Genomic DNA, 24,293 nt, shown 5'->3' on the forward strand with positions numbered 1-24,293 from the left:
AAGCCAAGCCGCTCACCAGGCAGCAATAACCTTGTGAACGATCTGGTAGTCACGGCTTTCTTCGCCGAGTGGTGCGACGGGCCAGTCCCAGCCGGCCTTCGCCTCGGGTGGCGCCACGCCATGCAGCAGGTCGGCTTCCTCATGTACTTTGCCAGTCCGGTCGATGACCATGTAGGAGATATCGGTCACCAGGCAGGTGCGGCAGGGCTGCGCCGCAAGTCCCTCGATATGCGCCGCTATCAGCCTCTCAACGGTATCGTCAGGCATCCCGGATGGAGCTTCCGCCTCATATTGTCGTTTGACGCCCCGGCCGATCTGCGAGAGCAGGTTGGCGGAAACGACGAAGTCGAGATAGGGCACGCTGCGCAGGAAGCTGAGCGGCTCGGGATCTTGTCCTGCCTTGAGATCGCCATAGCCCGAGAGATCGCGTTCGATCAGCCGCACGTTCCGATAGCGCTTGCCCCTCAGCCGCAGGCGCACCGATGCCAGATGTACGAGATCGACGAGCACCACCGTATCGAAGCTCTCAGCCAGATCCTCGATCGGCACGTCCCGGAGCAATCCGGAGCCGAGCACGACAGCGGTCCGCCGCTGCGACAGGCCTGATATCGCGGCGGAAATGGCCTTCTTGCTGTTGGCCTCATGGGCCGCCCAATCGCGGCTGCAGCGGCCGGCGCGCGACCACAGATTGACCGAATAGCGCACGAAGCGGCGGTGCGCGCTGCCCGTAAGCGCTGCTGTCGCGAGATACTGAAGCGCTTCCGCGATCATGGCTATATCCTGATAACAGGTTCTTTCCGCATCGTTCCATCGATTCTGGTCGCCATATCAAGGCCCTTGCCCTTGCCGCTACCCGCCCAATCCGCTAGGAAACCGCCACTGTCACATATGTGGAATTTCCCCGAAATGAACGACAAGCAGAAGAAACCGCAAAAGCTCAAGGCCCGCCTTCCGCGCGGCTTCGTCGACCGCTCAGCAGCCGATCTCCGCGCCGTCAACGAAATGACCGCGAAGATCCGCGAGGTCTACGAGCATTATGGTTTCGATCCGGTCGAAACGCCGCTGCTTGAATATACCGATGCGCTCGGCAAGTTCCTGCCGGACAGCGACCGCCCGAACGAGGGCGTCTTCTCGCTGCAGGACGATGACGAGCAGTGGATGTCGCTGCGTTACGACCTGACGGCGCCGCTCGCCCGTCATGTCGCCGAGAATTTCAACGAGATCCAGCTTCCCTACCGAACCTATCGCGCCGGCTACGTTTTCCGCAACGAGAAGCCGGGTCCGGGCCGCTTCCGCCAGTTTATGCAGTTCGATGCCGATACTGTCGGCGCACCGGGCGTTCAGGCCGATGCCGAAATGTGCATGATGATGTCCGATACGCTGGAAGCTCTCGGCATCAAGCGCGGCGACTATGTCATCCGCGTCAACAACCGCAAGGTTCTGGACGGCGTGCTGGAAGCGATCGGCCTCGGCGGCGACGACAAGGCCGGCCAGCGCCTCAATGTGCTGCGCGCGATCGACAAGCTCGATAAGTTCGGCCCGGAAGGTGTGGCCCTGCTGCTCGGCCCCGGCCGAAAGGATGAATCCGGCGACTTCACCAAGGGTGCCGGCCTTGACCAGAGCCAGATCGAGAAGGTTCTCTTCTTCGTCGGCATCAAGGATTATGCTGAAAGTGCCGCCCAGCTGGCAGAGCTAGTCGCCGGCACCGGGAAGGGCGTCGAAGGCGTCGAGGAGCTGAATTTCATCGGCGCGCTCGTCACCAGCGCCGGCTATCAGTCCGACCGCATCAAGATCGATCCCTCTGTTGTCCGCGGCCTCGAATATTATACCGGCCCGGTCTATGAGGCTGAACTGCTCTTCGACGTCACCAACGAAAAGGGCGAAAAGGTTGTCTTCGGCTCCGTCGGCGGCGGCGGCCGCTATGACGGTCTCGTCTCCCGCTTCATGGGCCAGCCGGTGCCGGCCACTGGCTTCTCGATCGGCGTCTCGCGCCTGATGACGGCGCTGAAGAACCTCGGCAAGCTCGGCCAGCAGGATATTATCCAGCCGGTGCTGGTCACCGTCATGGACGGCGATGTCGGGGCGATGGGCCGCTACCAGCGCTTCACGCAGGAGCTTCGTGCCGCCGGCATCCGCGCCGAGATGTTCCAGGGCAACTGGAAGAAATTCGGCAATCAGCTGAAATATGCCGACCGCCGCGGCTGCCCGATCGCCATCATCCAGGGCGGCGACGAGCGTGCGCAGGGCGTCGTGCAGATCAAGGATCTGATCGAAGGCAAGCGCCTCTCCGGTGAGATCGAGGACAACACCACCTGGCGCGAAGCGCGTGTGGCACAGGAGACCGTGCCGGAAGCCGATCTGATCGCCAAGGTGAAAGAAATCCTCGCCGCCCAGGCGGAGGACCGGAAGAGGGCGGGCTGATATGGCCCTGATCAACCTTCCTGATTTCTCCGGCGAGCTTCTGGACGAATTTTCCGCCCGCAAGGCGGAGCGTATCGACACACCGGTCATCCAGCCGGCCGAACCCTTTCTCGATATCGCCGGCGAAGATCTTCGCCGGCGTATCTTCATGACGGAAAGCGAAACCGGCGCCAGCCTCTGCCTGCGCCCGGAATTCACCATCCCCGTCTGTCTGCGCCATATCGAGAGTGCAACGGGCACGCCGAAGCGCTATTCCTATCTCGGCGAAGTCTTCCGCCAGCGCCGCGACGGCAGCAACGAGTTCTATCAGGCCGGCATCGAAGATCTCGGCGATATCAATCTCGCCAGCGCCGATGCCCGCGCAATCGGCGATGCCGTCGGCATTCTCTCTCGCCTGCTACCAGGCCGGCAGCTCGCCGTCACGATCGGCGATCAGGCCGTATTCGAGGCCGTCGTGCAGGCTCTTGGCCTGCCGCTCGGTTGGCAGAAGCGGCTGATCCATGCCTTCGGCAATATGATCCAGCTTGAGAGCCTGCTGGCGGGTCTCGTGAGCCCGCAATTCGTCACCGGCCTCGACGATCATGTCGCAGGCCTTGTCGGCCTCGAGGATGAAACGGCGCTGATTTCCTATATCGACGAGACGATGCAGGCGACCGGCTATTCCACCAATGCCAGCCGCTCGCCGCAGGAGATCGCCCGGCGGCTCAAGGAAAAGCTCGTCCTCTCCGAGACCCGTCTCGATGATGCGGCCTTCCAGGTGCTGGAAAAGTTCCTGTCGCTCAACGTACCGCTGGTCAATGCTTCGGCAGCACTCTCGCATTTCGCCGACGCGGCGGGGCTGAAGCTCGGCAATGCGTTGGCCCGCTTCGATGGCCGTGTCGCTGCACTCTCCAACGCCGGCGTCGATCTCTCGCTCATCGAATACCGCGCCGCTTTCGGCCGCCCGCTTGATTATTATACCGGCCTCGTCTTCGAGACGATGGTCGAGGGCTCGTCGGCGGTTCTGGCCGGTGGCGGTCGTTTCGACAGGCTGATGACCTTCCTCGGTGCCAAGGATCGTATTCCCGCCGTCGGCTTCTCCCTCTGGCTCGACCGTATCGAAACCGAAAGGGCAGCCGCATGACGATCACCATTGCGCTTCCCTCCAAGGGCCGCATGAAGGACGACTGCTCTGATATCTTCGAGCGCGCTGGCCTGAAAATTTATGCCGTCGGCAATGACCGCTCCTATCGCGGCCGCGTCGAAGGCTGGGACGATGTGGAAATCGCCTTCCTCTCGGCCTCGGAAATTTCCCGCGAGCTCGGCAACGGCTCGATCGATTTCGGCGTTACCGGCGAGGACCTCGTGCGCGAGGGACTGGCGGAAGCCGACAAGCGGGTGGAATTCTGCGCCCGGCTTGGCTTCGGCCATGCCGATGTCGTTGTCGCCGTGCCGGAAATCTGGCTGGATGTCGATACTATGGCCGACCTCGTTGACGTCGCCGCCGATTTCCGCGCCCGTCATGGCCGGCGTCTGGCGATCGCCACGAAATACTGGCGCCTGACCCAGCAGTTCTTCTCCAGCCAGCATGGCATCCAGCTTTACCGCATCGTCGAGAGCCTCGGCGCCACGGAAGGCGCACCCGCTTCGGGCTCGGCCGATATCATCGTCGATATCACCTCCACCGGCTCGACGCTGCGCGCCAATCACCTCAAGGTGCTCTCCGATGGCGTCATCCTGCGCTCGGAAGCCTGCCTGGTGCGTGCCCGCAAGGATGCCCATGCCGATACGCCCACGGTGACGGCGATCGTCGAGGCTGTCCGCTCGGTTCTCTGATCACGTTATTGAACATGCAAAACCCGCCGTCAGGAGAGACGGCGGGCTTTCGTGTTTGGGAGGAAATGGAATTAGCGGGCGGCGATGGCCTGCAGGCCGCGGCGTGCGTCGATCGAATAGGCACCGGCACCGACGGTGGCAAGCAGGATGTACGCGCCGGCCAGTGTGATGTTCTTCATGACCATGATCTGGTTGAGGATATTCACGAGTTCCGCGCCACTTGCGTAGGGCAGGTGGAAGACAACGGCCGTGAAGACACAGAAGCCGGCGAGCAGCCAGCCGACAATGCGGACCTGGAAGCCCGTGAGAACCGCAAGGCCGGCCAGCAGTTCGAAGAGGCCTGCGACATAGGCCAGGAGGGTTGCTGCCGGCAGGCCGGCACCGGCGATCATGCCCGCAGTACCGGCAGCATCGGTTACCTTGCCGAAGCCGGCAAGGATGAACATGAAGGACAGAAGGATGCGGGCGAGAAGGATGAGGACGTTGTTCGTATTCGACATGGACGTTGCTCCGTTGAATGGCTTTTGAGGTCTTGATGCCCCGGCACCGTGTTGAACCTCGGATGCCCTCTATTTCGCCTTTTTTTGACGTTGGGGAAAGATAAACGTCAGCGGACAGTTTGTTCACTAATATGAAACGATCGGTTGGCTTGCCTTGCATGGCGGCTGTCTTTTATGGTCGCCGCCTCACCCAAGGAGAAACCGATGGCAGATCTTTCCGCATTTCCGATCACCAGCCGCTGGCCGGCGAAAAACTCCGACATTATCCAGCTTTATTCGCTTCAGACGCCGAATGGCGTGAAGATTTCAGTGGCGCTGGAGGAGCTCGCTCTGCCCTATGAGCCCCACTATGTGTCCTTCGCGACGACGGATCAGAAGACGGCGGAATTCGTATCGCTGAACCCAAATGGCCGTATCCCCGCAATCGTAGATCCCAATGGCCCGGACGGAAAGCCGATAGGGCTCTTCGAATCCGGCGCCATCCTGCTCTATCTGGCGGAAAAGACCGGCAAGCTGATCCCGGCTGATGCTGCAGGCCGCTATGAAACCATCCAATGGGTCTTTTTCCAGATGGCGGGCATTGGCCCGATGTTCGGCCAGTTTGGCCATTTCTACAAATTCGCCGCCGATAAGGTCGCCAACAATTCCTACCCCGTGGAGCGCTACCGCGACGAGGCGAAGCGCCTATTGAGCGTGCTGGAAAGCCGCCTGCAGGGCCGCCAGTGGATCATGGGCGACCAATACACCATCGCCGACATCACCACCTTCCCGTGGATCCGTGGCGCCGATATCTTCTATGGCGGCCGCGAAGTGCTGGACTATGCGAAATTCCCGGCCGTCATGGACTGGCTGCAGCGCTGCATCGCCCGCCCGGCGAGCGAGAAGGGCCTCAACATTCCGGTCAAGCCGGCCTGAGTTTTGGCCTGAGTTTGGATTGAACGTTAGGCCGGTCTTGGGTCGGTCTAACCTTGCCCATTCATCGCAGCTAGCGCGAGGCGCAATATTGCGCCCATCTGGACATGGCTGGCACCGCTGCCGCTCCTTTTGGACGAGGCGGATCTGTGAACGATGACAAGATCGAGCGTCGGCAGCACGATCAGATACTGGCCACCCCATCCACTGGCGTAGAACATCGGCACATGTGTCGCCATGCTATCGCCCCCGGCGTGCGCTTCTGTGGCCCACCAGAGATAGCCATAACCATGTCCGGCGCCGACTTCCGAATGAATGGCGGTGCTGTCGCTGACCCAGCTTTCGAGAACGATCTGCTTGTCTCCCCAACAGCCGGAACGCAGATAAAGCAGCCCAACCCGCGCAAGATCGCGGGCCGACATACTGATCTTATAGACCGGGTGCAATGATTGAGGACCATGCTGGAACCAGCCGTCTCCCGGCGCATAATCTTCCATCTGGAGCGGAAGGACGAGCCGCGACACGAAGGCGTCAAACAGATTTTGGTCTGTCGCGCGCTGGATGATCGTGCCGAGGACGTTGAAATCCCAGTTATTGTAGAACCAGTGCGTTCCCGGCGGATGGCTTCCTCTCGCCGGGCGTCCCTTCTCCGTGTCGTAGACCGAAGGCAGATAGACACCGGATCGGGCCATCAGCAGGTTCATGACGGTTGCCTGCCGCTCTGCCGGCGTCAGGGGCTCGGTGTCGTCAATATCAAGATCCGCGAGCGTCGCATTCGCGTTGATCCGGCCCTCGGCGATGAAGATGCCGTATAACACGTTGATCAGGCTTTTCCGCACCGAGGCGACGCTGGATTTGAGAGTAAGGTCGCCCCACTGATAGATCAGCCGTCCTGCCTGAACGATCATGAATGCGGAGGATTCGCCCTCACTCAATCTAAGGGAAAGTGCGGCAAGGCCAGTCGGCGACCAGCCGGAACTTTCGCCGGCGGCATCCTCCCATCGTATCCCGGGAAAGATGTGACCCGCATCGGTCGGAGATGTGCTTTCCCTGCCCATGAGGCTCTCCGGATTGATCCTGTCGGCAGCACGAGGAGCAAGCCCACGTTTAAAGCGCGCTTACTGCCGGCTGGCGATCTGGCTGGCGCCTTCCAGCTTGAAGCGCGGGAAGACGAAAACGCCGACCATGCTGCCGCTGTACTTTTCTTCCAGCCCGTTGGATTCGCCCATGCAGAAGAGCGGCTGGCGAAAGCCGTTCGGCATGATGATGGTCGTCAAAAAGCAGAAGGATGAGGAAAGCGTCGCAGCCTGCTCGAAGAGCTGCAGAACGTGGTTGCGGTCCTTGGGATCGTAACAGCGCACCAGGCTCAATAGGCCGCATTCCTGCGCCGAGAGACCGTGCAGCATCGCGCTCCATTCGCCGAGCCTGATGACTCCAGTCGAAAAGTCTCCGATCCAGCTTTCGGAGACGGAAAACTGCGCCAACATGTCGTGATTATGATTGTTGTAGTCCAGCGAGCCGGGCATCAAGGGTGCGGCAGCATTGGCTTTGGCGATCTTAAACAAGGCGTTCCCCAGTTTGGGTGCGGCTCCCCTGCCACACGCTCGGCAAACACAAAGAAACAGGATCACGTAGCGCCAGGCATCATGCCTGTGCTTTCACCTTGCGGGAACAGCTGTTCGGCTGCGCCTTTGATGGTCGCCGCTCGAATGTCTCCCGCAAGATTTAATCTCGTATGTTCGCGGAGACCTTCGAAAGCCCGAATGTTCACGCATGGCCTTTGGCGTGTCCGGTCTCGTCTGTGGCGAGAATTGTTCCGGGCGAACGTCAATTGCAGCGCGGATTTATAGGAGCTTTTGCGCAAACGGCAACGGCTTTTTCCGGGGCGTTAGGTTGACGTTATGATTGGATTTTGCCCGGATTGCGCGTTATCCGCTAGTTTTGTGTTCAAAAGTCTCATTTATGCATTGTGGGAACGGTTTCACACACACCATAGCATGCGGTTTTCGTAAATTAGACAGCTCTGAGACCGAATTTCATTGAAGGGGAAAATGCGAAGTACGCAAGCCTCGCGAAAGTTTTGGACCCAAAACCGCGCCTTAAGTCGCAGCTTAAGCCGCGGTTATTTTCGAATCGACTGAATAAAAAAGGGCGGCCCGAAGACCGCCCTTTCTATTCCGGAGATCGGAATGGATATCAGTGATGGCTTGCGCCCATCACATCATGTCCATACCGCCAGTTCAGCGCGCTCGAGGTGCTGAACCATCTTAGATGATGGGCGGTTTCGTGGACGATGCTGTGAAAGGCCGTTGGCCTATCACATCATGTCCATACCGCCCATGCCGCCCATGCCGCCTGGCATTGCCGGAGCGTCCTTCTTCGGCAGCTCGGCGATCATGGCTTCCGTGGTGATCAGCAGCGAAGCAACCGAAGCTGCGTTCTGCAGAGCCGTACGGACAACCTTGACCGGGTCGACGATGCCCATGGCGATCATGTCGCCATATTCAGACGTCTGGGCGTTGTAGCCGTAGTTGTCTTCGTTCTTGTCGAGGACCTTGCCGACAACGATCGAAGCTTCGTCACCAGCGTTTTCTGCGATCTGGCGAACCAGCGACTGGAGCGCGCGGCGAACGATGTTGACGCCGGCTTCCTGATCCTGGTTTTCACCCTTGGCCTTGATCTTCGTGGAGGAGCGCAGGAGAGCAATACCGCCGCCCGGGACGATACCTTCCTGAACAGCAGCGCGCGTCGCGTTGAGAGCGTCGTCGATGCGGTCCTTCTTTTCCTTCACTTCGATTTCCGTCGAACCGCCGACGCGGATGACGGCAACGCCGCCAGCGAGCTTGGCAAGACGTTCCTGCAGCTTTTCGCGGTCGTAGTCAGAGGTGGTTTCTTCGATCTGGGCCTTGATCTGGGCAACACGGCCTTCGATGTCGGACTTGGCGCCGGCGCCGTCGACGATCGTGGTGTTTTCCTTGGAGATCGAAACCTTCTTGGTGCGGCCGAGCATGTCGAGGGTGACGGACTCGAGCTTGATGCCGAGGTCTTCGGAGATGACAGTGCCGCCCGTGAGGATAGCGATGTCTTCCAGCATGGCCTTGCGGCGATCGCCGAAGCCCGGAGCCTTGACAGCGGCAATCTTCAGGCCGCCGCGCAGCTTGTTGACGACGAGGGTCGCAAGAGCTTCGCCTTCGACGTCTTCAGCGATGATGAGGAGCGGCTTGCCGGTCTGAACGACAGCTTCGAGAACCGGGAGCATGGACTGCAGGTTCGAGAGCTTCTTTTCGTGCAGCAGGATGAAGGCGTCTTCGAGGTCAGCAACCATCTTTTCCGGGTTGGTGACGAAGTACGGGCTCAGGTAGCCGCGGTCGAACTGCATGCCTTCGACGACTTCGAGCTCGGTTTCAGCGGTCTTGGCTTCTTCGACGGTGATGACACCTTCGTTGCCGACCTTCTGCATGGCTTCAGCAATGTCGAGACCGACCTGCTTGTCGCCGTTTGCGGAGATCGTGCCGACCTGGGCAACTTCTTCCGACGTGGAGATCTTCTTGGCCTTGGCCTGGAGATCCTTGACGACTTCAGCAACGGCGAGGTCGATGCCGCGCTTCAGGTCCATCGGGTTCATGCCGGCTGCAACAGCCTTGTTGCCTTCGCGAACGATGGCCTGTGCGAGAACCGTGGCGGTCGTGGTGCCGTCGCCGGCAATGTCGTTGGTCTTCGAAGCAACTTCGCGGACCATCTGCGCGCCCATGTTTTCGAACTTGTCTTCGAGTTCGATTTCCTTGGCGACAGAAACACCGTCCTTGGTGATGCGCGGAGCGCCGAAGGACTTGTCGATAACGACGTTACGGCCCTTCGGACCGAGCGTGACCTTCACTGCGTCAGCGAGGACGTCGACGCCGCGCAGCATCTTTTCGCGCGCGCTGCGGCCGAACTTTACTTCTTTAGCTGCCATTTTGAGAACTCCTGAAAAGGGGTGTCAGCGATTTCGATGAAAGACAATCGGCCGATTAGCCGATAATGCCCATGATGTCGGCTTCCTTCATGATCAGAAGGTCTTCGCCGTCGATCTTGACTTCCGTGCCCGACCACTTGCCGAACAGAATGCGGTCGCCGGCCTTGACGTCCAGCGGAACGACCTTGCCGGATTCGTCACGAGCGCCGGAACCGACAGCGACGATTTCGCCTTCCTGCGGCTTTTCCTTGGCGGTGTCCGGGATGATGATGCCACCCTTGGTCTTCGCTTCGGATTCAACGCGACGGACGACGACGCGATCGTGAAGCGGGCGGAAATTGGTGCTTGCCATTGCTAATCCCTCGATCAAATGACATTCGCGGACCGGGTTGGTCCACAATGAAGGTGTTAGCACTCAACTCCCGTGAGTGCTACCGCCGTGCATTTAGGGATGGCTTCAGAAGGAGTCAAGAAGAGCCATCACGGATTTTTGTGCCGGAATTGTGGAGACAGGCAGGATTTGTCCGGCGTGGTTACCGAGCTTTGCTCACGTCCAGCTTTTGAACCTCCGGCGTTCTTCGCCTGACGCAGAAAATGCGCAGAAAATGCCTTGCCATTGAAGCCCGCCTTTGCAATGTCACCGGTGACTGAAAGCGAAGCAGGAAAGCGGAATGGCAAAGCGGATTGCGAACTTCTCCGAAATCACCGATCGATACGATGCGGTGCTCTGCGATGTCTGGGGCGTCGTGCACAACGGCGTCGATCCCTTTCCGAAGGCCGGGGAAGCGCTCCAGGCCGCCCGTGCCGCTGGCCTCACTGTCGTTCTCATTACCAATTCGCCGCGCGTCTCCTGGCAGGTCGTCGAGCAACTCCGCCAGATCGGCGTACCCGACGACGCCTATGATCGCATCGTCACTTCGGGCGATGTCACCCGCGCGCTGATTGCTGAAGGCCCGCGGCAGGTCTTCCTGCTCGGTCCGGAGCGCGACAATCCGATCCTTGAAGGCCTCGATATCGAGCGCGCTGCCGCCGGCGAAGCCACATCCGTCGTCTGCACCGGCTTTTTCGACGACGAGACGCAGACGCCCGAGGACTACACGGACATGCTGCTGGATTTCAAAGCCCGCAACGTGCCGATGATCTGCGCCAATCCCGACCTCGTGGTCGAGCGCGGTCACCGCATCATTCCCTGCGCCGGCGCCATGGCCGCCTATTATGAGCAACTCGGAGGCTCCACCCGGATCGCAGGCAAGCCACACCGGCCGATCTATGAGGCCACACTTGCCGCTGCCCGCGAGGTCCGTGGTGATTTCCCTGTTAACCGTGTGCTGGCGATCGGCGACGGCATGCCGACGGATGTTCGCGGCGCCTTGAATTATGGCCTCGACCTTCTTTACATCAGCGGCGGTATTCACGCGAAGGAATATACGCTGCACGGTGAGACCGACGAGGCGATCCTGCACGCCTATCTCGAACGGGAAAAGGCAGCGCCAAAGTGGTGGATGCCGCGCCTCGCATAAGAGAATTGAAGCCGATGACCGTTTTCCACCGCAATGAAACCCGTGATCCGCTGCCCGAGCATTTGAAAGGCGGTGTCATCGCCATCGGCAATTTCGACGGCGTCCATCGCGGCCATCAATCGGTGCTGAACCGGGCTCTCGATATCGCGAAAGAGCGCGGTATCCCCGCCCTGGTACTGACCTTCGAGCCGCATCCGCGCACCGTCTTCAAGCCGGATGCGCCGGTCTTCCGCCTGACGCCCGCACCGTTCAAGGCGCGCATCCTGGAAGAGCTCGGCTTCAACGCGGTCATCGAATATCCCTTCGATTACGAGTTCTCGCAGCGCTCGGCGGAAGAGTTCATCCATTCCATCCTGAAGGACTGGCTTGGCGCGTCCGAGGTGGTGACCGGCTTCGATTTCCATTTCGGCCGCGGCCGCGAAGGTGGGCCTGCCTTCCTGATGGATGCCGGTAACAGGTATGGTTTCGGCGTCACACTGATCGACGCCTTTCGCGACGAGAACACCGATGTCGTCTCATCGAGCCATATCCGCGCGCTGCTGAAGGAAGGCGATGTCTCCTCGGTCGCCGCCATGCTCGGCTATCATTATACGGTCCAGTCGAAGGTCATTGACGGAGAGAAGCTCGGCCGCCAGCTCGGCTTCCCGACCGCCAACATGCAGTTGCCGCCGGAAGCGGAACTTGCAGCCGGCATTTACGCCGTTCGTTTCCGCCTCGAAAACGGCGGGCTCTATGATGCGGTGGCAAGCTACGGCCGGCGTCCAACGGTGACAGAAAACGGCGTGCCGTTGCTCGAAACCTATCTTTTCGATTTCAGCGGTGATCTCTACGGCCAGACCTGTTCGGTCTCCTTCTTCGGCTATCTGCGCCCCGAACTGAAGTTCGACGGGCTCGATCCGCTCGTCGCGCAGATCAAGCGCGACGAGGAGGAAGCGAGGGCACTGCTGGCAGGTGTGAGACCGCTCGGCGAGCTCGACCGCAAGCTCTGTTTCAATTGACCTCAGGCCGTGCCGAGCGCGGGCTGTGATTTCTGGCGCGGCAAAGGCGGGAAAGCGAGTGCAATTGCCGCCGCACCGAGCCCGACCAGCGCGGAGCCGATGAAGAGCCACGAATAGTTGGCATAGGTATCGTAGATCCAGCCGCCGATCAGCGGGCCGAAGGCCATGCCGATACTGGAGAGCATTGTCGCCGCCCCGAACACCGTGCCGATAACGCGCGGGCCGAAATATTCACGCGCCAGCACGGCATAAAGCGGCATCACCCCGCCATAGGCGCTGCCGAAGATGACGGCGAGCGCATAGAACTCCCCGAGCTTGCTGACGGCAAGGTAGGTGGCAAGGGCCGCCGCCTGCACCAGCAGGCCTGCGATGATGACCGGCTTCACGCCGATCCGGTCCGCCAGGGTGCCATAGAGCAGGCGCCCGCCGAGACCGGCAAGACCCTCGACACTGTAGATGCTGACGGCAGCCATCGGTGCAACGCCGCAGAGCGTTGCATAGCTCACCATATGGAAGATCGGTCCGGAATGGGCAGCACAGCAGGCGAAAAAGGTCAGCCCGAGCACAATGAACTGCGGCGAGCGGAAAACCTTCCACAGATTGGGGGCACTGCCATCACCTGACACGATGGCCTCATGCGCATCCTGCGGCGGCGACGGCCGCCGACGTACGAGAAGTGCTGCCGGGATCATCAGGATGAGCGCACCGATGCCGATGATCATCATCGCCGGGCGCCAGTCATAGGTGGTGATCAGCCAGCGCGCGAAGGGCGAGATCGTCATCGGCGCGACACCCATGCCTGCCGAAACCAGCGAGACGGCAAGCCCGCGGTTCTCGTCGAACCACTCCGTCGTCGCGGCGATCATCGGCGCGAAAAAGGCACTGGCTGAAAGCCCGACCAGCACGCCATAGGTCAGCTGGAACTGCAGTAGCGTTTCCGCACGGCTGGCAAGCATCAGCGCCAGCCCGAGGATGACGGAGCCTATCAGCACCACGGGGCGCGGTCCGTATCGGTCGCTGACAGCACCCCAGAAGAAACCGCCTACGCCCATGACGATGAAATTCAGCGTCATGGCACTGGCGATGCCGGCATGCGACCAGCCGGTCGCGTTGGCGATTGGTTGCTGGAAGATTGCGAGAGAAAACATGGCGCCGAGAGCAACGCACGTCATCAGTGCGCCGGCCGCGACGATTACCCAACGATAGGAACTGCTCATATCCACATAACTCCTTGCGGGCGGGTTTGATAGGCATGATGAATTTCCCATGCCTGCGAGTCAAAGACGTTCGGGCAACGGGGAATTCGACAGGGGTTTTGGGATTTTTTGCATTGGGACCAGCAAAACTGCAGCCATCGCCTGTCCCAGGCGTTTGCCAACCGATCGCCCGCGCATTGACCGTGCCCAGGCGCCGAAAGGCAATCTCGACATGGACAAGGGTTCTGGAACGGTGAGACAGTGAACGCCCTCGTTGCCGTCATCGTCAATCTGCCAGCGCCGGCACGGGGAGCTGCGAGAGCCTGCGCGTAGTTCATGAATCTCGTTGGAGCGAAGCGGCAGGCATCCGGCCGGCGGCTTTTCGTGAGGCTGAGAGACTGAAATCCCTCTTCCTTTTCCGCTGAAAAGCGCTTATGAACCGGCGCAATGAGTAAATTCCGGCTGGCGCATTCGATACGAATTATCGGCCCGGTCTTCCGCGCGCGCTGAGCGGCCGGAAGGTCCGGGTTTTCGGCGCTTGGCTTGCGCGAGCGCTTTCCGTCACCACAGATTTCATATCCGCGTGCCCTTGTTCGGGCCGCCAGAAGCGATTGTCACACATGACCGACACAGCCGAAAAGATCGATTACTCGAAGACCCTCTACCTGCCCGAGACGGATTTCCCCATGCGCGCCGGCCTGCCGCAGAAGGAGCCGGAACTCGTTGCCCGCTGGCAGCAGATGGACCTCTACAAGAAGCTGCGCGCCTCCGCCGCCGGCCGCGAAAAGTTCGTCCTGCACGACGGCCCGCCCTATGCCAACGGCAACATCCATATCGGCCACGCGCTGAACAAGATCCTCAAGGATGTCATCACGCGCTCCTTCCAGATGCGCGGCTACGACTCCAACTACGTTCCCGGCTGGGACTGCCACGGCCTGCCGATCGAATGGAAGATCGAGGAAGAAAACTACCGCGCCAAGGGCAAGGCCAAGCCTGACCTGACCGAGCCGTCGGCGATGATCGAGTTCCGCCGCGAATGCCGCGCCTATGCCGAAAAGTGGATCGCCATCCAGGGCGGCGAGTTCCAGCGTCTCGGTATCGTCGGCGATTTCGAAAACCCGTATCTGACGATGAACTTTCATGCGGAAAGCCGGATCGCCGGCGAGCTTCTGAAGATCGCCAGGAGCGGCCAGCTTTACCGTGGCTCCAAGCCGATCATGTGGTCGGTCGTAGAGCGCACTGCACTGGCGGAAGCCGAAGTTGAATACCACGACTATGAGAGCGACACGATCTGGGTGAAGTTCCCGGTCGCGAAGGGCCCTGATAGCCTCAAGGATGCTTCCGTCGTCATCTGGACCACCACGCCCTGGACGATCCCTGGTAACCGGGCGATCGCCTATTCCTCGCGTGTTGCTTACGGCCTTTATGAGGTAACGGCTGCTGAGAACGATTTTGGCCCGCGCCCGGGCGAGAAGATGATCTTCGCCGACAAGCTCGCCGAAGAATCCTTCGCCAAGGCAAAGCTGCAGTATAAGCGTCTCGCCGACGTCACGGCTGCCGATCTCGCCGGCATCACCTGCGCCCATCCGCTGCATGGCCTCGGAGGCGGCTACGAATTTCTGGTACCGCTACTCGAAGGCGATCACGTCACCGACGATACCGGTACGGGTTTCGTTCACACGTCGCCGAGCCACGGCCGCGAAGACTTTGATGTCTGGATGGCGCATGCCCGAGAAATCGAGGGACGCGGTATCGAGAGCAAGATCCCGTTCCCGGTTGACGACGGCGGCTTCTATACCGCCGATGCGCCCGGCTTCGAAGGCGCACGCGTCATCGACGACAACGGCAAGAAGGGCGATGCCAACGACCGCGTCATCAAGGCGCTGATCGAGCGCAACGCGCTCTTTGCCCGCGGCCGCCTGAAGCATCAGTATCCGCATTCCTGGCGCTCCAAGAAGCCGGTGATCTTCCGCAACACGCCGCAGTGGTTCGTCTATATGGACAAGACCCTGGCAGACGGCGCCACGCTGCGCACCCGCGCCCTGAAGGCAATCGACGACACCCGCTTCGTGCCCGCTGCCGGCCAGAACCGCCTGCGCGCCATGATCGAGCAGCGCCCGGACTGGGTACTGTCCCGCCAGCGCGCCTGGGGCGTGCCGATCTGCGTCTTCGTCGATGAGCACGGCGAAGTGCTGCAGGACGATGCCGTCAACCAGCGCATTCTCGATGCTTTCGATGCCGAAGGCGCCGATGCCTGGTTTGCTGCGGGCGCCAAGGAGCGTTTCCTCGGCAACGAGCATGACCCGGCCAAGTGGTCGCAGGTCATGGATATTCTCGATGTCTGGTTCGACTCGGGCTCGACGCACACCTTCACACTGGAAGATCGGCCCGACCTGAAATGGCCGGCCGATCTCTACCTCGAAGGTTCCGACCAGCATCGTGGCTGGTTCCACTCTTCGCTCTTGGAATCGGCTGCGACGCGTGGCCGAGCGCCCTATGACGCCGTCCTCACCCATGGCTTCACCATGGACGAGAAGGGCGAGAAGATGTCGAAGTCGAAGGGCAACGTCACTTCGCCGCAGGAAGTGATGAAGGATGCCGGTGCCGATATCCTTCGCCTCTGGGTCATGACCTCGGACTATGCGGACGATCTGCGCGTCGGCAAGACGATCATCCAGACCAATGTCGATGCCTATCGCAAGCTGCGCAACACCATCCGCTGGATGCTCGGCACGCTGGCGCATGACAAGGGCGAAGTCATCGCGCTCTCGGATCTGCCGGAACTGGAGCAGCTGATGCTGCACCGTCTCTCCGAGCTCGACCAGCTCGTGCGTGAGAACTATGACGCCTTCGACTTCAAGAAGATCGCCCGTGCATTGATCGACTTTGCAAACGTCGAGCTCTCGGCCTTCTACTTCGATATCCGCAAGGATGCGCTCTACTGCGATGCGCCCTCCAGCCTTCGTCGTCGTTCGGCACTCTACGTCATCCGCATGATCTTCGATTGCATGGTGACCTGGCTTGCTCCGATGCTGCCTTTCACCACGGAAGAAGCATGGCTCTCGCGTAATCCTTCGGCCGTCTCCGTGCATCTGGAGCAGTTTGCTCCCGTCGCCACGGAATGGCGCAACGATGCTCTGGCCGAAAAGTGGAAGCAGATCCGCGCGATCCGCAGCGTCGTTACCGGCGCTCTCGAAATCGAGCGCAAGGACAAGCGCATCGGCTCGTCGTTGGAAGCAGCCCCCGTCGTCTATGTTGCCGACGCGGAACTGCGCAAGGCACTTGAGGGCCAGGATTTCAGCGAGGTCTGCATCACCTCCGGCATCACCATCAAGGCGGACGCCGGCCCGGCTGACGCTTTCCGTCTGCCGGAAGTGCCTGAAGTCGCCGTCGTTCCGAAGCTTGCCGAAGGCGTAAAATGTGCACGTTCCTGGCGCATCACCACCGATGTCGGTTCCGATCCTGATTATCCCGACGTTTCGGCGCGTGACGCAGCGGCACTCCGCGAACTCGGCATCCGTGCCTGAAGATATTTGCCGGGTGAATTGCCTTTATGGCGTTCATCCGGTAAAAGCTGCCTGAAAATGGCCGGATTTTTGCGTCAGGGGGACGATTGTCCGGTGGGCAGTACTGATTCCGGCATGCGGGAAGGGTTTTCATGTTAGCGACGCATTGGTTCCGTTTGGGCGCCTGCCTGTCTCTTGTTCTGGCGGCAAGCTCCACGATGTCCGGCTGCGCCAGCAGCCCGACCTACGGTACCGACAAGACCGCCATGGAACAGCTTGCCGACGACCTCGGCCAGTCCGTTTCGCTGACCGGTCCCGGCCCGAAGAACACCGGTGTGAAATATACGCCGCGCCCGACGCTGGTCATGCCTGCGCCCGCGCAGAAGGAAACGCTCGTCGCGCCGCAGCAGAATGTCGCCAACAAGGACAATCCTGAGTGGGTTGAATCCCCGGAAGAGGCCCGCGCCCGTCTCGTGAAGGAAGCCGACGAGAATTCGGACAATCCGAGCTATCGTTCGCCGCTCGCCAGCTCCGCCATCGAGGGCGGCCGCCAGACGTCCGAAGCCCAGACCAAGGCCTATCGCGAAGCCCGTGCCCTGCAGAAGGGCGCCTATATCGACCAGCGCCGCTACATTTCCGATCCGCCGACCGAATATCGCGCCGTCGACGATCCTGCCAAGCTCGATGACCTCGGCACGCCGGAGCAGAAGAAGGCGAAGCAGCGCAAGAAGGATGCAGCGGTCGCCAATAGCGGCACCAAGTGGTGGCAGATCCTTCAGTAAAAGCAATTCAGCAAGAATGCGCAGCGGTTTTGCGTCCGGAATGCGTAGAAGCAAAACGGAAATGTTTAGCGGCGCGACGCGTTAAACCAGCGTCGCGTCAGCGTGATATGCAGAAGCTGGCACGCGAGAAGGACGCACCCATCAAGGCGATATCGGCATTGCGCACTTGGTCGCTGAGCAGGATCGCGGCCATGATGATAGCTGCAAGCCCTGGAATGAAGGCGAAAGCGATCGTCCGCGGCGCCGTCCAGTTCACGCTTCCGTTCAGTGACCATTGCATCGGCAGCTTCGCCACGCCGGGCGCAACTGTCCGGTTGGCGTAGGCGGCAAGCACGCCCATGACGATGATGGTTCCGATGGCTAGAGCCTTTCCTGGTTAGATTGAAGCATTCTGTTGGCTCAAACGGAGTCGGATGATCGACCGGCCGGCGCGCGTCGTAGCCAGATCTCCGGCCAAGCCGGCCGGTCGATCAGGCGGCCCGTTTCAGCCAACCCGAAGGGCCGGGCATCTTTCCGCCAGGATCAAAGGCGATCGGCTCGGACGTACCGAGGGGTATGCCCTTCGCCGATCGCCTTTGCCCTGACGAAAACCTGCTCCGGCAGAATGCTTCAATCTAACCAGGAAAGGCTCTAGGATCATGGCAGGTCTCTTCTCTCAGAAAAGAATGCCCTCAGCATATCCGCCGCCTCGGTCTCGTTGAAGCCGGAATAGACCTCCGGCACATGATGGCAGGTCGGCTGGGCATAGAAGCGCACGCCACTATCGACCGCTCCGCCCTTCGGGTCTTCCGCGCCGTAATAAAGCCTGCGGATGCGGGCGAAGGATATGGCCGCCGCACACATGGTGCAAGGCTCCAGCGTGACATAGAGGTCGGCGCCGGCAAGACGTTCCTGGCCAAGCTTTTCGCAGGCCATGCGAATGGCGTCGATCTCGGCATGGGCGGTGACGTCGTTGAGTTCCCGCGTGCGGTTTCCGGAGGCGGCGACTGCCGCGCCATCGACGACGACGACCGCGCCGATCGGCACTTCGCCGCGCTCCCCGGCAGCGCGCGCTTCCTCGAGCGCCATCTCCATAAATCGATTTGTCTTCACGTTCGCAAGAATTTCCACTTAACCGCAGGTGCATGACCTGATAGACAGGCCGAAAAGGCAGGCAAACAACAAATGACACCCAAAGACAAGCCAAAACGCCCCGGCACCAAGGCCCCCGCGCGCGAAGCCCGGTCCGGAAGCGGCCCGAAGACCGGCAGCGAGAAGCCGTTGAAGGCTGCTGCCGCGAAAGTCGCTGCTAACGAAGCGGATGGCGATGCCAAGGCGGAACGCATCTCCAAGGTGATGGCGCGCGCTGGCGTCGCCTCCCGTCGCGATATCGAACGCATGATCATGGACGGCCGCGTCACGCTGAACGGCAAGCTCCTGGACACGCCCGTCGTCAACGTCACGCTCGAAGACAAGATCGAAGTCGATGGCGTGCCGATCCGCGGCATCGAGCGCACCCGCCTGTGGCTCTACCACAAGCCGCAGGGACTTGTGACGACGAATTCCGATCCCGAGGGACGCCCGACCGTCTTCGACAATCTGCCGGAAGAACTTCCGCGTGTCATGTCGATCGGTCGTCTCGACATCAACACAGAAGGCCTGCTGTTGCTCACCAATGACGGCGGTCTGGCCCGTGCGCTGGAACTGCCGACCACCGGCTGGCTGCGTCGCTACCGCGTCCGCGCCCACGGCGATATCGATCAGGATGCGCTGGACAAGCTGAAGGATGGCATTGCCGTCGACGGCGTTCTCTACGGCTCCATCGAAGCGACGCTCGATCGCACGCAGGGGTCCAATGTCTGGATCACCATGGGCCTGCGCGAAGGCAAGAACCGCGAAATCAAGAACGTGCTCGGCGCGCTTGGTCTTGAGGTCAACCGCCTGATCCGCATCTCCTACGGCCCCTTCCAGCTTGGCGAATTGCCCGAAGGTCACGTGGTCGAGGTGCGCGGCCGCACGCTGCGCGACCAGCTCGGTCCGCGCCTCATCGAGGATGCCAAGGCGAATTTCGATGCGCCGCTCTACAATGCCCCGGCCGTTGCCGCCGAAGAGCCCGAGGAACCGGCGCCGGAGCGCCGCGAGCGTCCGCGTCGCGAGGAAGACAAGCGCGAACGGGCGTTGAGCCGCCTCGATACCAAGCGCGACGACCGTCGTGATGATAAGCGGGACGAGCGACGGGATGACCGCCGCAGCGAAGATGACCGGCCGAAGCGTCCGGCCCTCGGCAGCCGCCGCAACGCCAATGTGTGGATGGCGCCCGGTGCCCGTCCGCTCGGCGAGAAGGCCGCCGCCAAGGCTGCCAAGAATGCTCAGACCGCACGCCGTCGCGGTGAAACGGCCCCAGTGAAGGAGCAGCGCTTCGATCCTGCAGCCGATCGCCTGCGCCCGCAGATCAATCGCGTCCACGAAGAGGATGGCGAGTGGATCCGTTCGAGCGAGACGCCCAGCAAGCGCGATGAGGATGAAGGTTTCGGCCGCAAGCGTTCCTTCGGCGACAAGCCGCGTGGTGAACGTCGTCCTCGTACGGACGGAGAGGAGCGCCCGCGTTCCTTCCGCGACCGTCCGCGCGAAGCGGGGGGCGAGCGTTCTTCGCGCCCAGCCAGAAGCTTTGGCGGCGAAGGCCGCTCGGAGCGTCCTCGTGGCGACAAGCCCTTTGGTAGCAAGCCGCGTGGCGAGCACCGTCCACGCACGGAAGGCGAAGAGGGCTCGCGTCCCTTCCGCAGCCGCTCGCGTGAGGAAGGTGGCGAACGTTCTTCGCGTCCGGCCAGAAGCTTTGGCGGCGAAGGTCGCTCGGAGCGTCCGCGTGGCGACAAACCCTTCGGCGACAAGCCGCGCGGTGACCGTCGTCCGCGTACGGAGGGAGAAGAGCGCCCGCGTTCCTTCCGCGATCGGCCGCGTGAGGACGGAGGCGAACGCGCTTCGCGTCCCGCCAGAAGCTTTGGCGGCGAAGGCCGCTCCGAGCGCGTCCGCGGCGACAAACCCTTTGGTGACAAGCCGCGCGGCGAACGTCGTCCGCGTACGGAGGGGGAAGAACGCCCGCGTTCCTTCCGCGATCGTCCGCGCGAGGAGGGTGGCGAGCGTGCTTCGCGTCCGGCGAGAAGCTTTGGCGGCGAGGCCCGTTCGGAACGTCCCCAAGGCGACAAACCCCGCGGGGCAAAGAATTTTTCCGGCAAGCCGAAGGGCGATCGACCGGGCGGTGGTGGCAAGCCTTCGGGCGGGCCGTCCAGAGGTGGTGCGAAAGGCAAGGGAATGACGCGCGGTGCGGATCGTCGGCGGTGAGTTTCGCGGACGGCCGCTTGCCGTACCAAAATCCAACGACATCCGGCCGACAGCGGACCGGACGCGTGAGAGCCTGTTCAACATTCTGAGCCATGCCTATCCGGAATGCATCGACGGCACCCGGATACTCGATCTTTTCGCCGGTACGGGCGCGGTCGGCCTCGAAGCCGTCTCGCGCGGCTGTCGCCATGCGCTGTTCGTTGAAAACAGCGTGGAGGGCAGGGCGCTTCTCTGGGAAAACATCGATGCGCTCGGCCTGCATGGTAGGACGCGAATCCTGCGCCGTGATGCGACCGATCTCGGCAGCATCGGCAATCTCGAGCCTTTCGACATGCTCTTTGCCGATCCGCCCTATGGCCGGGGGCTGGGAGAGAAGGCGCTTGCGGCGGCGGCCGAAGGCGGCTGGCTCAAGCCTGGCGCGATTACCGTTCTGGAAGAACGCGCGGATGTTGCCGTTTCGGTTCATCCTTCCTATGTTTTCCTCGAAAGCCGAATATTCGGCGATACAAGAGTACATTTCTTCCGGTATCAGCCGCAGTAGCGGGCGCGTTGGGGGCAGATCGTGCAGGCGGAAATCATCAGTCCGAAATCGCCTGCGATCAGCGACCTACCGACGGTTGCCGTCGCCTTCGGCGGCGGTGGCGCACGCGGCCTCTCGCATATCCACATCATCGAAACGCTGGATGAACTCGGCATCCGCCCGGTGGCGATCTCTGGTTCCTCCATCGGCGCCATTATGGGCGCCGGTATGGCGGCCGGCATGTCGGGTGCGGAGATCCGCGAACATGCGCTGGCAACCGTCGGCAACAAGGCAGCTGTCGTCAGTCGTATCTGGGGGCTGCGCCCGACGACCGTACGCGATGCCGTGGCCAAGGGCATCCGCATTGGCCAGTTCAATCTCGAACGCATCCTGAAAGCCTTCCTGCCCTCAGAGCTTCCGGCGCGCTTCGAAGATCTGCTAGTGCCGATGAAAGTGATCACCACCGACTATTATGGCCAGGCCGAGGTCATCGTCGAAGAAGGCCAGCTTTTTCCGGCACTTGCCGCATCATCGGCTATTCCTGCGGTCTTCATGCCGGTCAGGCTGCACGGCCGGGTGATGATCGATGGCGGCATTGCCAATCCCGTTCCTTACGAATGCCTGATGGACATCGCCGATATCGTCATCGGCATCGATGTCGTCGGCGCGCCCGAAGGCGACGGCACCCATATCCCGAACCGGATGGAAAGCATCTTCGGCTCCGGCCAGCTGATGATGCAGGCGGCGATTTCCCTGAAGCTGAAGCTCCTGCGGCCGCATATCTTCCTGCGCCCTATCGTCGGCCGCACAGGCGTCATGGATTTCCTGAAGGCGCGCGATGTGCTTGCCATGTCGGTTGGCGTCAAGGACGAGCTGAAATATGCGCTCGATCGGGAAATCGAGGCGCAGCTGAAGCGATAAACCGGTATCGCTTCAGGCGTCCGCCGTCACATCGGCCGTATTTGCCAGCGGATCGTTGTCGAAGGGACCGGGCGCACGCTTGGGCTTGACCAGCGGCTCCGGATGGATCGGCTTCGAAAACAGCAGATCCTGTCCTGCTTGCAGGCCCTCCGAAACCTGCAGCACCAGCCGCGCCTCGTCGCGCTTGCGAATGTCCTCGCCGATCTCGTAGGCATCGACTTCGGCGACACCGAGCGCCTCCAGTGTGCGCCGGCCGAAGAGCAGACCGGATTCCAGCGTTTCGCGCAGCTCGTAATCGACGCCCTTGTTGCGCAGTTCGATGGAGTGAATGCGGTCATAGGAGCGCACGAAGAGCGTCGTCTGCGGGTAGTCGGCCTGGATCAGTTCGACGATCTTGTCGGTGATTTCCCTCTTCTGGGTGCAGACGAGCACGATCTTGGCCCTATCAATGCCGGCCGAACGCAGCACATCCTTGCGGGTGCCATCGCCGAAATAGATGCGAAAACCGAAGGAGGACGCCTGCCGGATGCGGTCCGCGGAGAAATCGATGACGGTGACGCTGCGGCCGCCGGCAAGCAGGATCTGCGCGGCGATCTGGCCGAAACGCGAGAAGCCGACCATCAGCACATCAGCACCCGCACCCTCGAAATCCTCGTCCAACTCTTCGTGATCCTCTCCCGTCAGCATTCGCTTGGAGAGGGCGGCACCCAGCGGCGTCAGCGCCATGGAAAGGGTGACGATCGCAACGAGCAGCGAAGCCGTGCTGCTCGACATCAGCCCGGCGACAGCGGCCGTGGTGAAGAGGACGAAACCGAATTCCCCGCCCTGCGGCAGCAGGAAGGCGATGCGAACGGCATCGTTATGCGAAGAACGCGCCACACGGCAGAGCACGTAGATGATGAGCGCTTTCACCGCCATAATGATCGGCACGGCAATGATGATGAAGAGCACATTGTCGAGCAGCACCTGAAGCTGCAACGACAGGCCGACGGCGATGAAGAAGATAGCGAGCAGCACGCCGCGGAAGGGTTCGATATCGGCTTCCAGCTCGTGCCTGTAGGAGGATTCCGCCAGCATGACGCCGGACAGGAAAGCACCCATCGCCATCGAGAGCCCGGCAAACTGCATCAGGCTTGCCGATCCCATGACGACGAAGAGCGCGGCCGCGATCATCGCTTCGCGCGCGCCGGTGCGGGCGATGATCTGAAAGAGGGGCGTCAGCAGGTATCGGCCCATGATGATCATCGCACCGACCGCCGCAACGGAAATGCCGAAGTCGACGAGTGGGTTACCGCTGCCCTTGTCGCCGTCGAGGATGGTGACGACAGCCAGAAGCGGCACGATCGCCAGATCCTGAAACAGCAGCATGGAGAAGGAGCGCTGTCCGTAACGGGTATTGACGTCACCGTCACCTTCGAGGATCTGCATGGCGAACGCCGTGGAAGAAAGCGCCAGCCCGAAGCCGGCGACGATGCTGCCGCGCCATTCGAGCACGCCGGAAAACCAGGCAAGTGCTGTCAGCGCAAAGCCCGTCACCACCACCTGCGCGGTGCCGAGACCGAAGATGTCGCGCCGCATCTGCCAGAGGCGGGTGGGCTTCAGTTCAAGCCCGATGATGAACAGCAGGAAGACGACACCGAGCTCGGCGACATCGAGGATCTGCTCGCCATCGGTAATGCCATGAAAGATCGGCCCGATGACGATACCCGCCGCCAGATAGCCGAGAACCGTGCCGAGCCCGAGCTTCTTGAAGATCGGTGCGGCGACGACCGCGCCGCCGAGCAGCAGGATCGTTTCGGTGAAAAGAGCGTTGGGTGCGGACATGCTTCATTTCTTTCGATGGCGGGGCAAGCAGGCAGCGAGGAAAAGAATCGGCATCCACGGCCTTGATGCTTTCGGGAGTGCACAATAAATGGAACGGGAAGGAAA

General features: G+C 61.4%; 21 protein-coding genes. 11 read left to right on the plus strand and 10 right to left on the minus strand.

From position 1 onward, the window contains the following. Positions 1–12 precede the first annotated feature (12 nt). On the minus strand, positions 13–771 hold the full coding sequence (locus AB8B33_RS02010; RefSeq protein ID WP_439014174.1) for a hypothetical protein: 759 nt from the start codon (positions 769–771) through the stop codon (positions 13–15). Positions 772–906: 135 nt separating this feature from the next. Between AB8B33_RS02010 and hisS the strand changes: the two genes are divergently transcribed. The 3 genes from hisS to hisG are packed head-to-tail and all read left to right on the plus strand — an operon-like array spanning position 907 to position 4,236. Continuing rightward, the gene (gene hisS, locus AB8B33_RS02015) at positions 907–2,421 is read left to right on the plus strand and encodes a histidine--tRNA ligase (RefSeq protein WP_439014175.1); all 1,515 of its coding nucleotides are present in this window, start codon (positions 907–909) and stop codon (positions 2,419–2,421) included. 1 nt (position 2,422) lies between these two features. Then, complete coding sequence (locus AB8B33_RS02020; RefSeq protein ID WP_439014176.1) at positions 2,423–3,544, plus strand: ATP phosphoribosyltransferase regulatory subunit; 1,122 nt, start codon at positions 2,423–2,425, stop codon at positions 3,542–3,544. Beyond that, positions 3,541–4,236 carry an ATP phosphoribosyltransferase gene (hisG, locus tag AB8B33_RS02025; protein WP_007814195.1) on the plus strand — a complete coding sequence of 232 codons (696 nt, stop codon included), beginning with the start codon at positions 3,541–3,543 and terminating at the stop codon, positions 4,234–4,236. The genes AB8B33_RS02020 and hisG overlap by 4 nt, the downstream gene beginning before the upstream one ends. Before the next feature lie 71 nt (positions 4,237–4,307). Here the strand turns inward: hisG and AB8B33_RS02030 are convergent, their stop codons facing one another. Continuing rightward, positions 4,308–4,736, minus strand: a complete 429-nt coding sequence (locus AB8B33_RS02030; protein WP_439014177.1) for a DoxX family protein — start codon at positions 4,734–4,736, stop codon at positions 4,308–4,310. Between the two features lie 204 nt (positions 4,737–4,940). On the opposite strand from AB8B33_RS02030, the gene AB8B33_RS02035 reads away from it, so the two are divergent. After that, positions 4,941–5,651, plus strand: a complete 711-nt coding sequence (locus AB8B33_RS02035; RefSeq protein ID WP_439014178.1) for a glutathione binding-like protein — start codon at positions 4,941–4,943, stop codon at positions 5,649–5,651. Between the two features lie 47 nt (positions 5,652–5,698). On the opposite strand, the gene AB8B33_RS02040 is transcribed toward AB8B33_RS02035, so the two are convergent. The 4 genes from AB8B33_RS02040 to groES all read right to left on the minus strand — a co-directional run bounded on the left by AB8B33_RS02040 (position 5,699) and on the right by groES (position 9,955). Beyond that, positions 5,699–6,706 (minus strand): serine hydrolase domain-containing protein, encoded by a 1,008-nt coding sequence (locus AB8B33_RS02040; protein WP_439014179.1) that lies wholly within the window; start codon positions 6,704–6,706, stop codon positions 5,699–5,701. 60 nt (positions 6,707–6,766) lie between these two features. Further along, positions 6,767–7,213: a hypothetical protein gene (locus tag AB8B33_RS02045; protein ID WP_439014180.1), complete on the minus strand. Its 447-nt coding sequence runs from the start codon at positions 7,211–7,213 to the stop codon at positions 6,767–6,769. A gap of 752 nt (positions 7,214–7,965) precedes the next feature. Further along, positions 7,966–9,603: a chaperonin GroEL gene (gene groL / locus AB8B33_RS02050; protein WP_439014181.1), complete on the minus strand. Its 1,638-nt coding sequence runs from the start codon at positions 9,601–9,603 to the stop codon at positions 7,966–7,968. A 55-nt stretch (positions 9,604–9,658) separates the two neighbouring features. After that, on the minus strand, positions 9,659–9,955 hold the full coding sequence (groES, locus tag AB8B33_RS02055) for a co-chaperone GroES (protein WP_007814205.1): 297 nt from the start codon (positions 9,953–9,955) through the stop codon (positions 9,659–9,661). Between the two features lie 319 nt (positions 9,956–10,274). On the opposite strand from groES, the gene AB8B33_RS02060 reads away from it, so the two are divergent. Both AB8B33_RS02060 and AB8B33_RS02065 read left to right on the plus strand, forming a co-directional pair. Beyond that, on the plus strand, positions 10,275–11,123 hold the full coding sequence (locus AB8B33_RS02060) for a TIGR01459 family HAD-type hydrolase (RefSeq protein ID WP_439014182.1): 849 nt from the start codon (positions 10,275–10,277) through the stop codon (positions 11,121–11,123). A 14-nt stretch (positions 11,124–11,137) separates the two neighbouring features. Continuing rightward, the gene (locus tag AB8B33_RS02065) at positions 11,138–12,121 is read left to right on the plus strand and encodes a bifunctional riboflavin kinase/FAD synthetase (protein ID WP_113325778.1); all 984 of its coding nucleotides are present in this window, start codon (positions 11,138–11,140) and stop codon (positions 12,119–12,121) included. Between the two features lie 2 nt (positions 12,122–12,123). On the opposite strand, the gene AB8B33_RS02070 is transcribed toward AB8B33_RS02065, so the two are convergent. Next, positions 12,124–13,338: an MFS transporter gene (locus AB8B33_RS02070; protein WP_439014183.1), complete on the minus strand. Its 1,215-nt coding sequence runs from the start codon at positions 13,336–13,338 to the stop codon at positions 12,124–12,126. Positions 13,339–13,937: 599 nt separating this feature from the next. Between AB8B33_RS02070 and ileS the strand changes: the two genes are divergently transcribed. Both ileS and AB8B33_RS02080 read left to right on the plus strand, forming a co-directional pair. Next, positions 13,938–16,844, plus strand: a complete 2,907-nt coding sequence (gene ileS, locus AB8B33_RS02075) for an isoleucine--tRNA ligase (protein WP_439014184.1) — start codon at positions 13,938–13,940, stop codon at positions 16,842–16,844. 131 nt (positions 16,845–16,975) lie between these two features. Then, the gene (locus tag AB8B33_RS02080; protein WP_113321884.1) at positions 16,976–17,605 is read left to right on the plus strand and encodes a hypothetical protein; all 630 of its coding nucleotides are present in this window, start codon (positions 16,976–16,978) and stop codon (positions 17,603–17,605) included. Positions 17,606–17,702: 97 nt separating this feature from the next. Here AB8B33_RS02080 and AB8B33_RS02085 read toward each other — a convergent pair whose 3' ends face one another. Beyond that, the gene (locus AB8B33_RS02085; protein WP_439014185.1) at positions 17,703–17,945 is read right to left on the minus strand and encodes a hypothetical protein; all 243 of its coding nucleotides are present in this window, start codon (positions 17,943–17,945) and stop codon (positions 17,703–17,705) included. A 296-nt stretch (positions 17,946–18,241) separates the two neighbouring features. Next, positions 18,242–18,679 (minus strand): nucleoside deaminase, encoded by a 438-nt coding sequence (locus AB8B33_RS02090; protein WP_439017173.1) that lies wholly within the window; start codon positions 18,677–18,679, stop codon positions 18,242–18,244. A gap of 90 nt (positions 18,680–18,769) precedes the next feature. On the opposite strand from AB8B33_RS02090, the gene AB8B33_RS02095 reads away from it, so the two are divergent. The 3 genes from AB8B33_RS02095 to AB8B33_RS02105 are packed head-to-tail and all read left to right on the plus strand — an operon-like array spanning position 18,770 to position 22,364. Then, complete coding sequence (locus tag AB8B33_RS02095) at positions 18,770–20,923, plus strand: pseudouridine synthase (protein ID WP_439014186.1); 2,154 nt, start codon at positions 18,770–18,772, stop codon at positions 20,921–20,923. Further along, the gene (gene rsmD / locus AB8B33_RS02100) at positions 20,904–21,464 is read left to right on the plus strand and encodes a 16S rRNA (guanine(966)-N(2))-methyltransferase RsmD (protein ID WP_037105838.1); all 561 of its coding nucleotides are present in this window, start codon (positions 20,904–20,906) and stop codon (positions 21,462–21,464) included. Before AB8B33_RS02095 ends, rsmD begins: the two co-directional genes overlap by 20 nt. Positions 21,465–21,482: 18 nt before the next feature. Beyond that, positions 21,483–22,364, plus strand: coding sequence for a patatin-like phospholipase family protein (locus tag AB8B33_RS02105; protein ID WP_439017174.1), 882 nt, complete (start codon positions 21,483–21,485; stop codon positions 22,362–22,364). Positions 22,365–22,376: 12 nt separating this feature from the next. Here the strand turns inward: AB8B33_RS02105 and AB8B33_RS02110 are convergent, their stop codons facing one another. Beyond that, complete coding sequence (locus tag AB8B33_RS02110) at positions 22,377–24,188, minus strand: monovalent cation:proton antiporter-2 (CPA2) family protein (RefSeq protein WP_439014187.1); 1,812 nt, start codon at positions 24,186–24,188, stop codon at positions 22,377–22,379. Positions 24,189–24,293: the final 105 nt, after the last annotated feature.

It is taken from the genome of Rhizobium sp. 768_B6_N1_8 (genome assembly GCF_051811225.1).
Lineage (GTDB): Bacteria > Pseudomonadota > Alphaproteobacteria > Rhizobiales > Rhizobiaceae > Rhizobium.

Coding starts and splice junctions, on each gene's coding strand:
- AB8B33_RS02060 (WP_439014182.1), top strand. CDS start 10,275: ATGGCAAAGCGGATTGCGAACTTCTCCGAAATCACCGATCGATACGAT.
- ileS (WP_439014184.1), top strand. CDS start 13,938: ATGACCGACACAGCCGAAAAGATCGATTACTCGAAGACCCTCTACCTG.
- AB8B33_RS02070 (WP_439014183.1), bottom strand. CDS start 13,338: ATGAGCAGTTCCTATCGTTGGGTAATCGTCGCGGCCGGCGCACTGATG.
- AB8B33_RS02095 (WP_439014186.1), top strand. CDS start 18,770: ATGACACCCAAAGACAAGCCAAAACGCCCCGGCACCAAGGCCCCCGCG.
- AB8B33_RS02065 (WP_113325778.1), top strand. CDS start 11,138: ATGACCGTTTTCCACCGCAATGAAACCCGTGATCCGCTGCCCGAGCAT.
- groES (WP_007814205.1), bottom strand. CDS start 9,955: ATGGCAAGCACCAATTTCCGCCCGCTTCACGATCGCGTCGTCGTCCGT.
- AB8B33_RS02040 (WP_439014179.1), bottom strand. CDS start 6,706: ATGGGCAGGGAAAGCACATCTCCGACCGATGCGGGTCACATCTTTCCC.
- hisG (WP_007814195.1), top strand. CDS start 3,541: ATGACGATCACCATTGCGCTTCCCTCCAAGGGCCGCATGAAGGACGAC.
- AB8B33_RS02020 (WP_439014176.1), top strand. CDS start 2,423: ATGGCCCTGATCAACCTTCCTGATTTCTCCGGCGAGCTTCTGGACGAA.
- AB8B33_RS02090 (WP_439017173.1), bottom strand. CDS start 18,679: ATGGAGATGGCGCTCGAGGAAGCGCGCGCTGCCGGGGAGCGCGGCGAA.
- groL (WP_439014181.1), bottom strand. CDS start 9,603: ATGGCAGCTAAAGAAGTAAAGTTCGGCCGCAGCGCGCGCGAAAAGATG.
- AB8B33_RS02030 (WP_439014177.1), bottom strand. CDS start 4,736: ATGTCGAATACGAACAACGTCCTCATCCTTCTCGCCCGCATCCTTCTG.
- AB8B33_RS02010 (WP_439014174.1), bottom strand. CDS start 771: ATGATCGCGGAAGCGCTTCAGTATCTCGCGACAGCAGCGCTTACGGGC.
- AB8B33_RS02035 (WP_439014178.1), top strand. CDS start 4,941: ATGGCAGATCTTTCCGCATTTCCGATCACCAGCCGCTGGCCGGCGAAA.
- AB8B33_RS02085 (WP_439014185.1), bottom strand. CDS start 17,945: ATGGGCGTGCTTGCCGCCTACGCCAACCGGACAGTTGCGCCCGGCGTG.
- hisS (WP_439014175.1), top strand. CDS start 907: ATGAACGACAAGCAGAAGAAACCGCAAAAGCTCAAGGCCCGCCTTCCG.
- AB8B33_RS02080 (WP_113321884.1), top strand. CDS start 16,976: ATGTTAGCGACGCATTGGTTCCGTTTGGGCGCCTGCCTGTCTCTTGTT.
- AB8B33_RS02110 (WP_439014187.1), bottom strand. CDS start 24,188: ATGTCCGCACCCAACGCTCTTTTCACCGAAACGATCCTGCTGCTCGGC.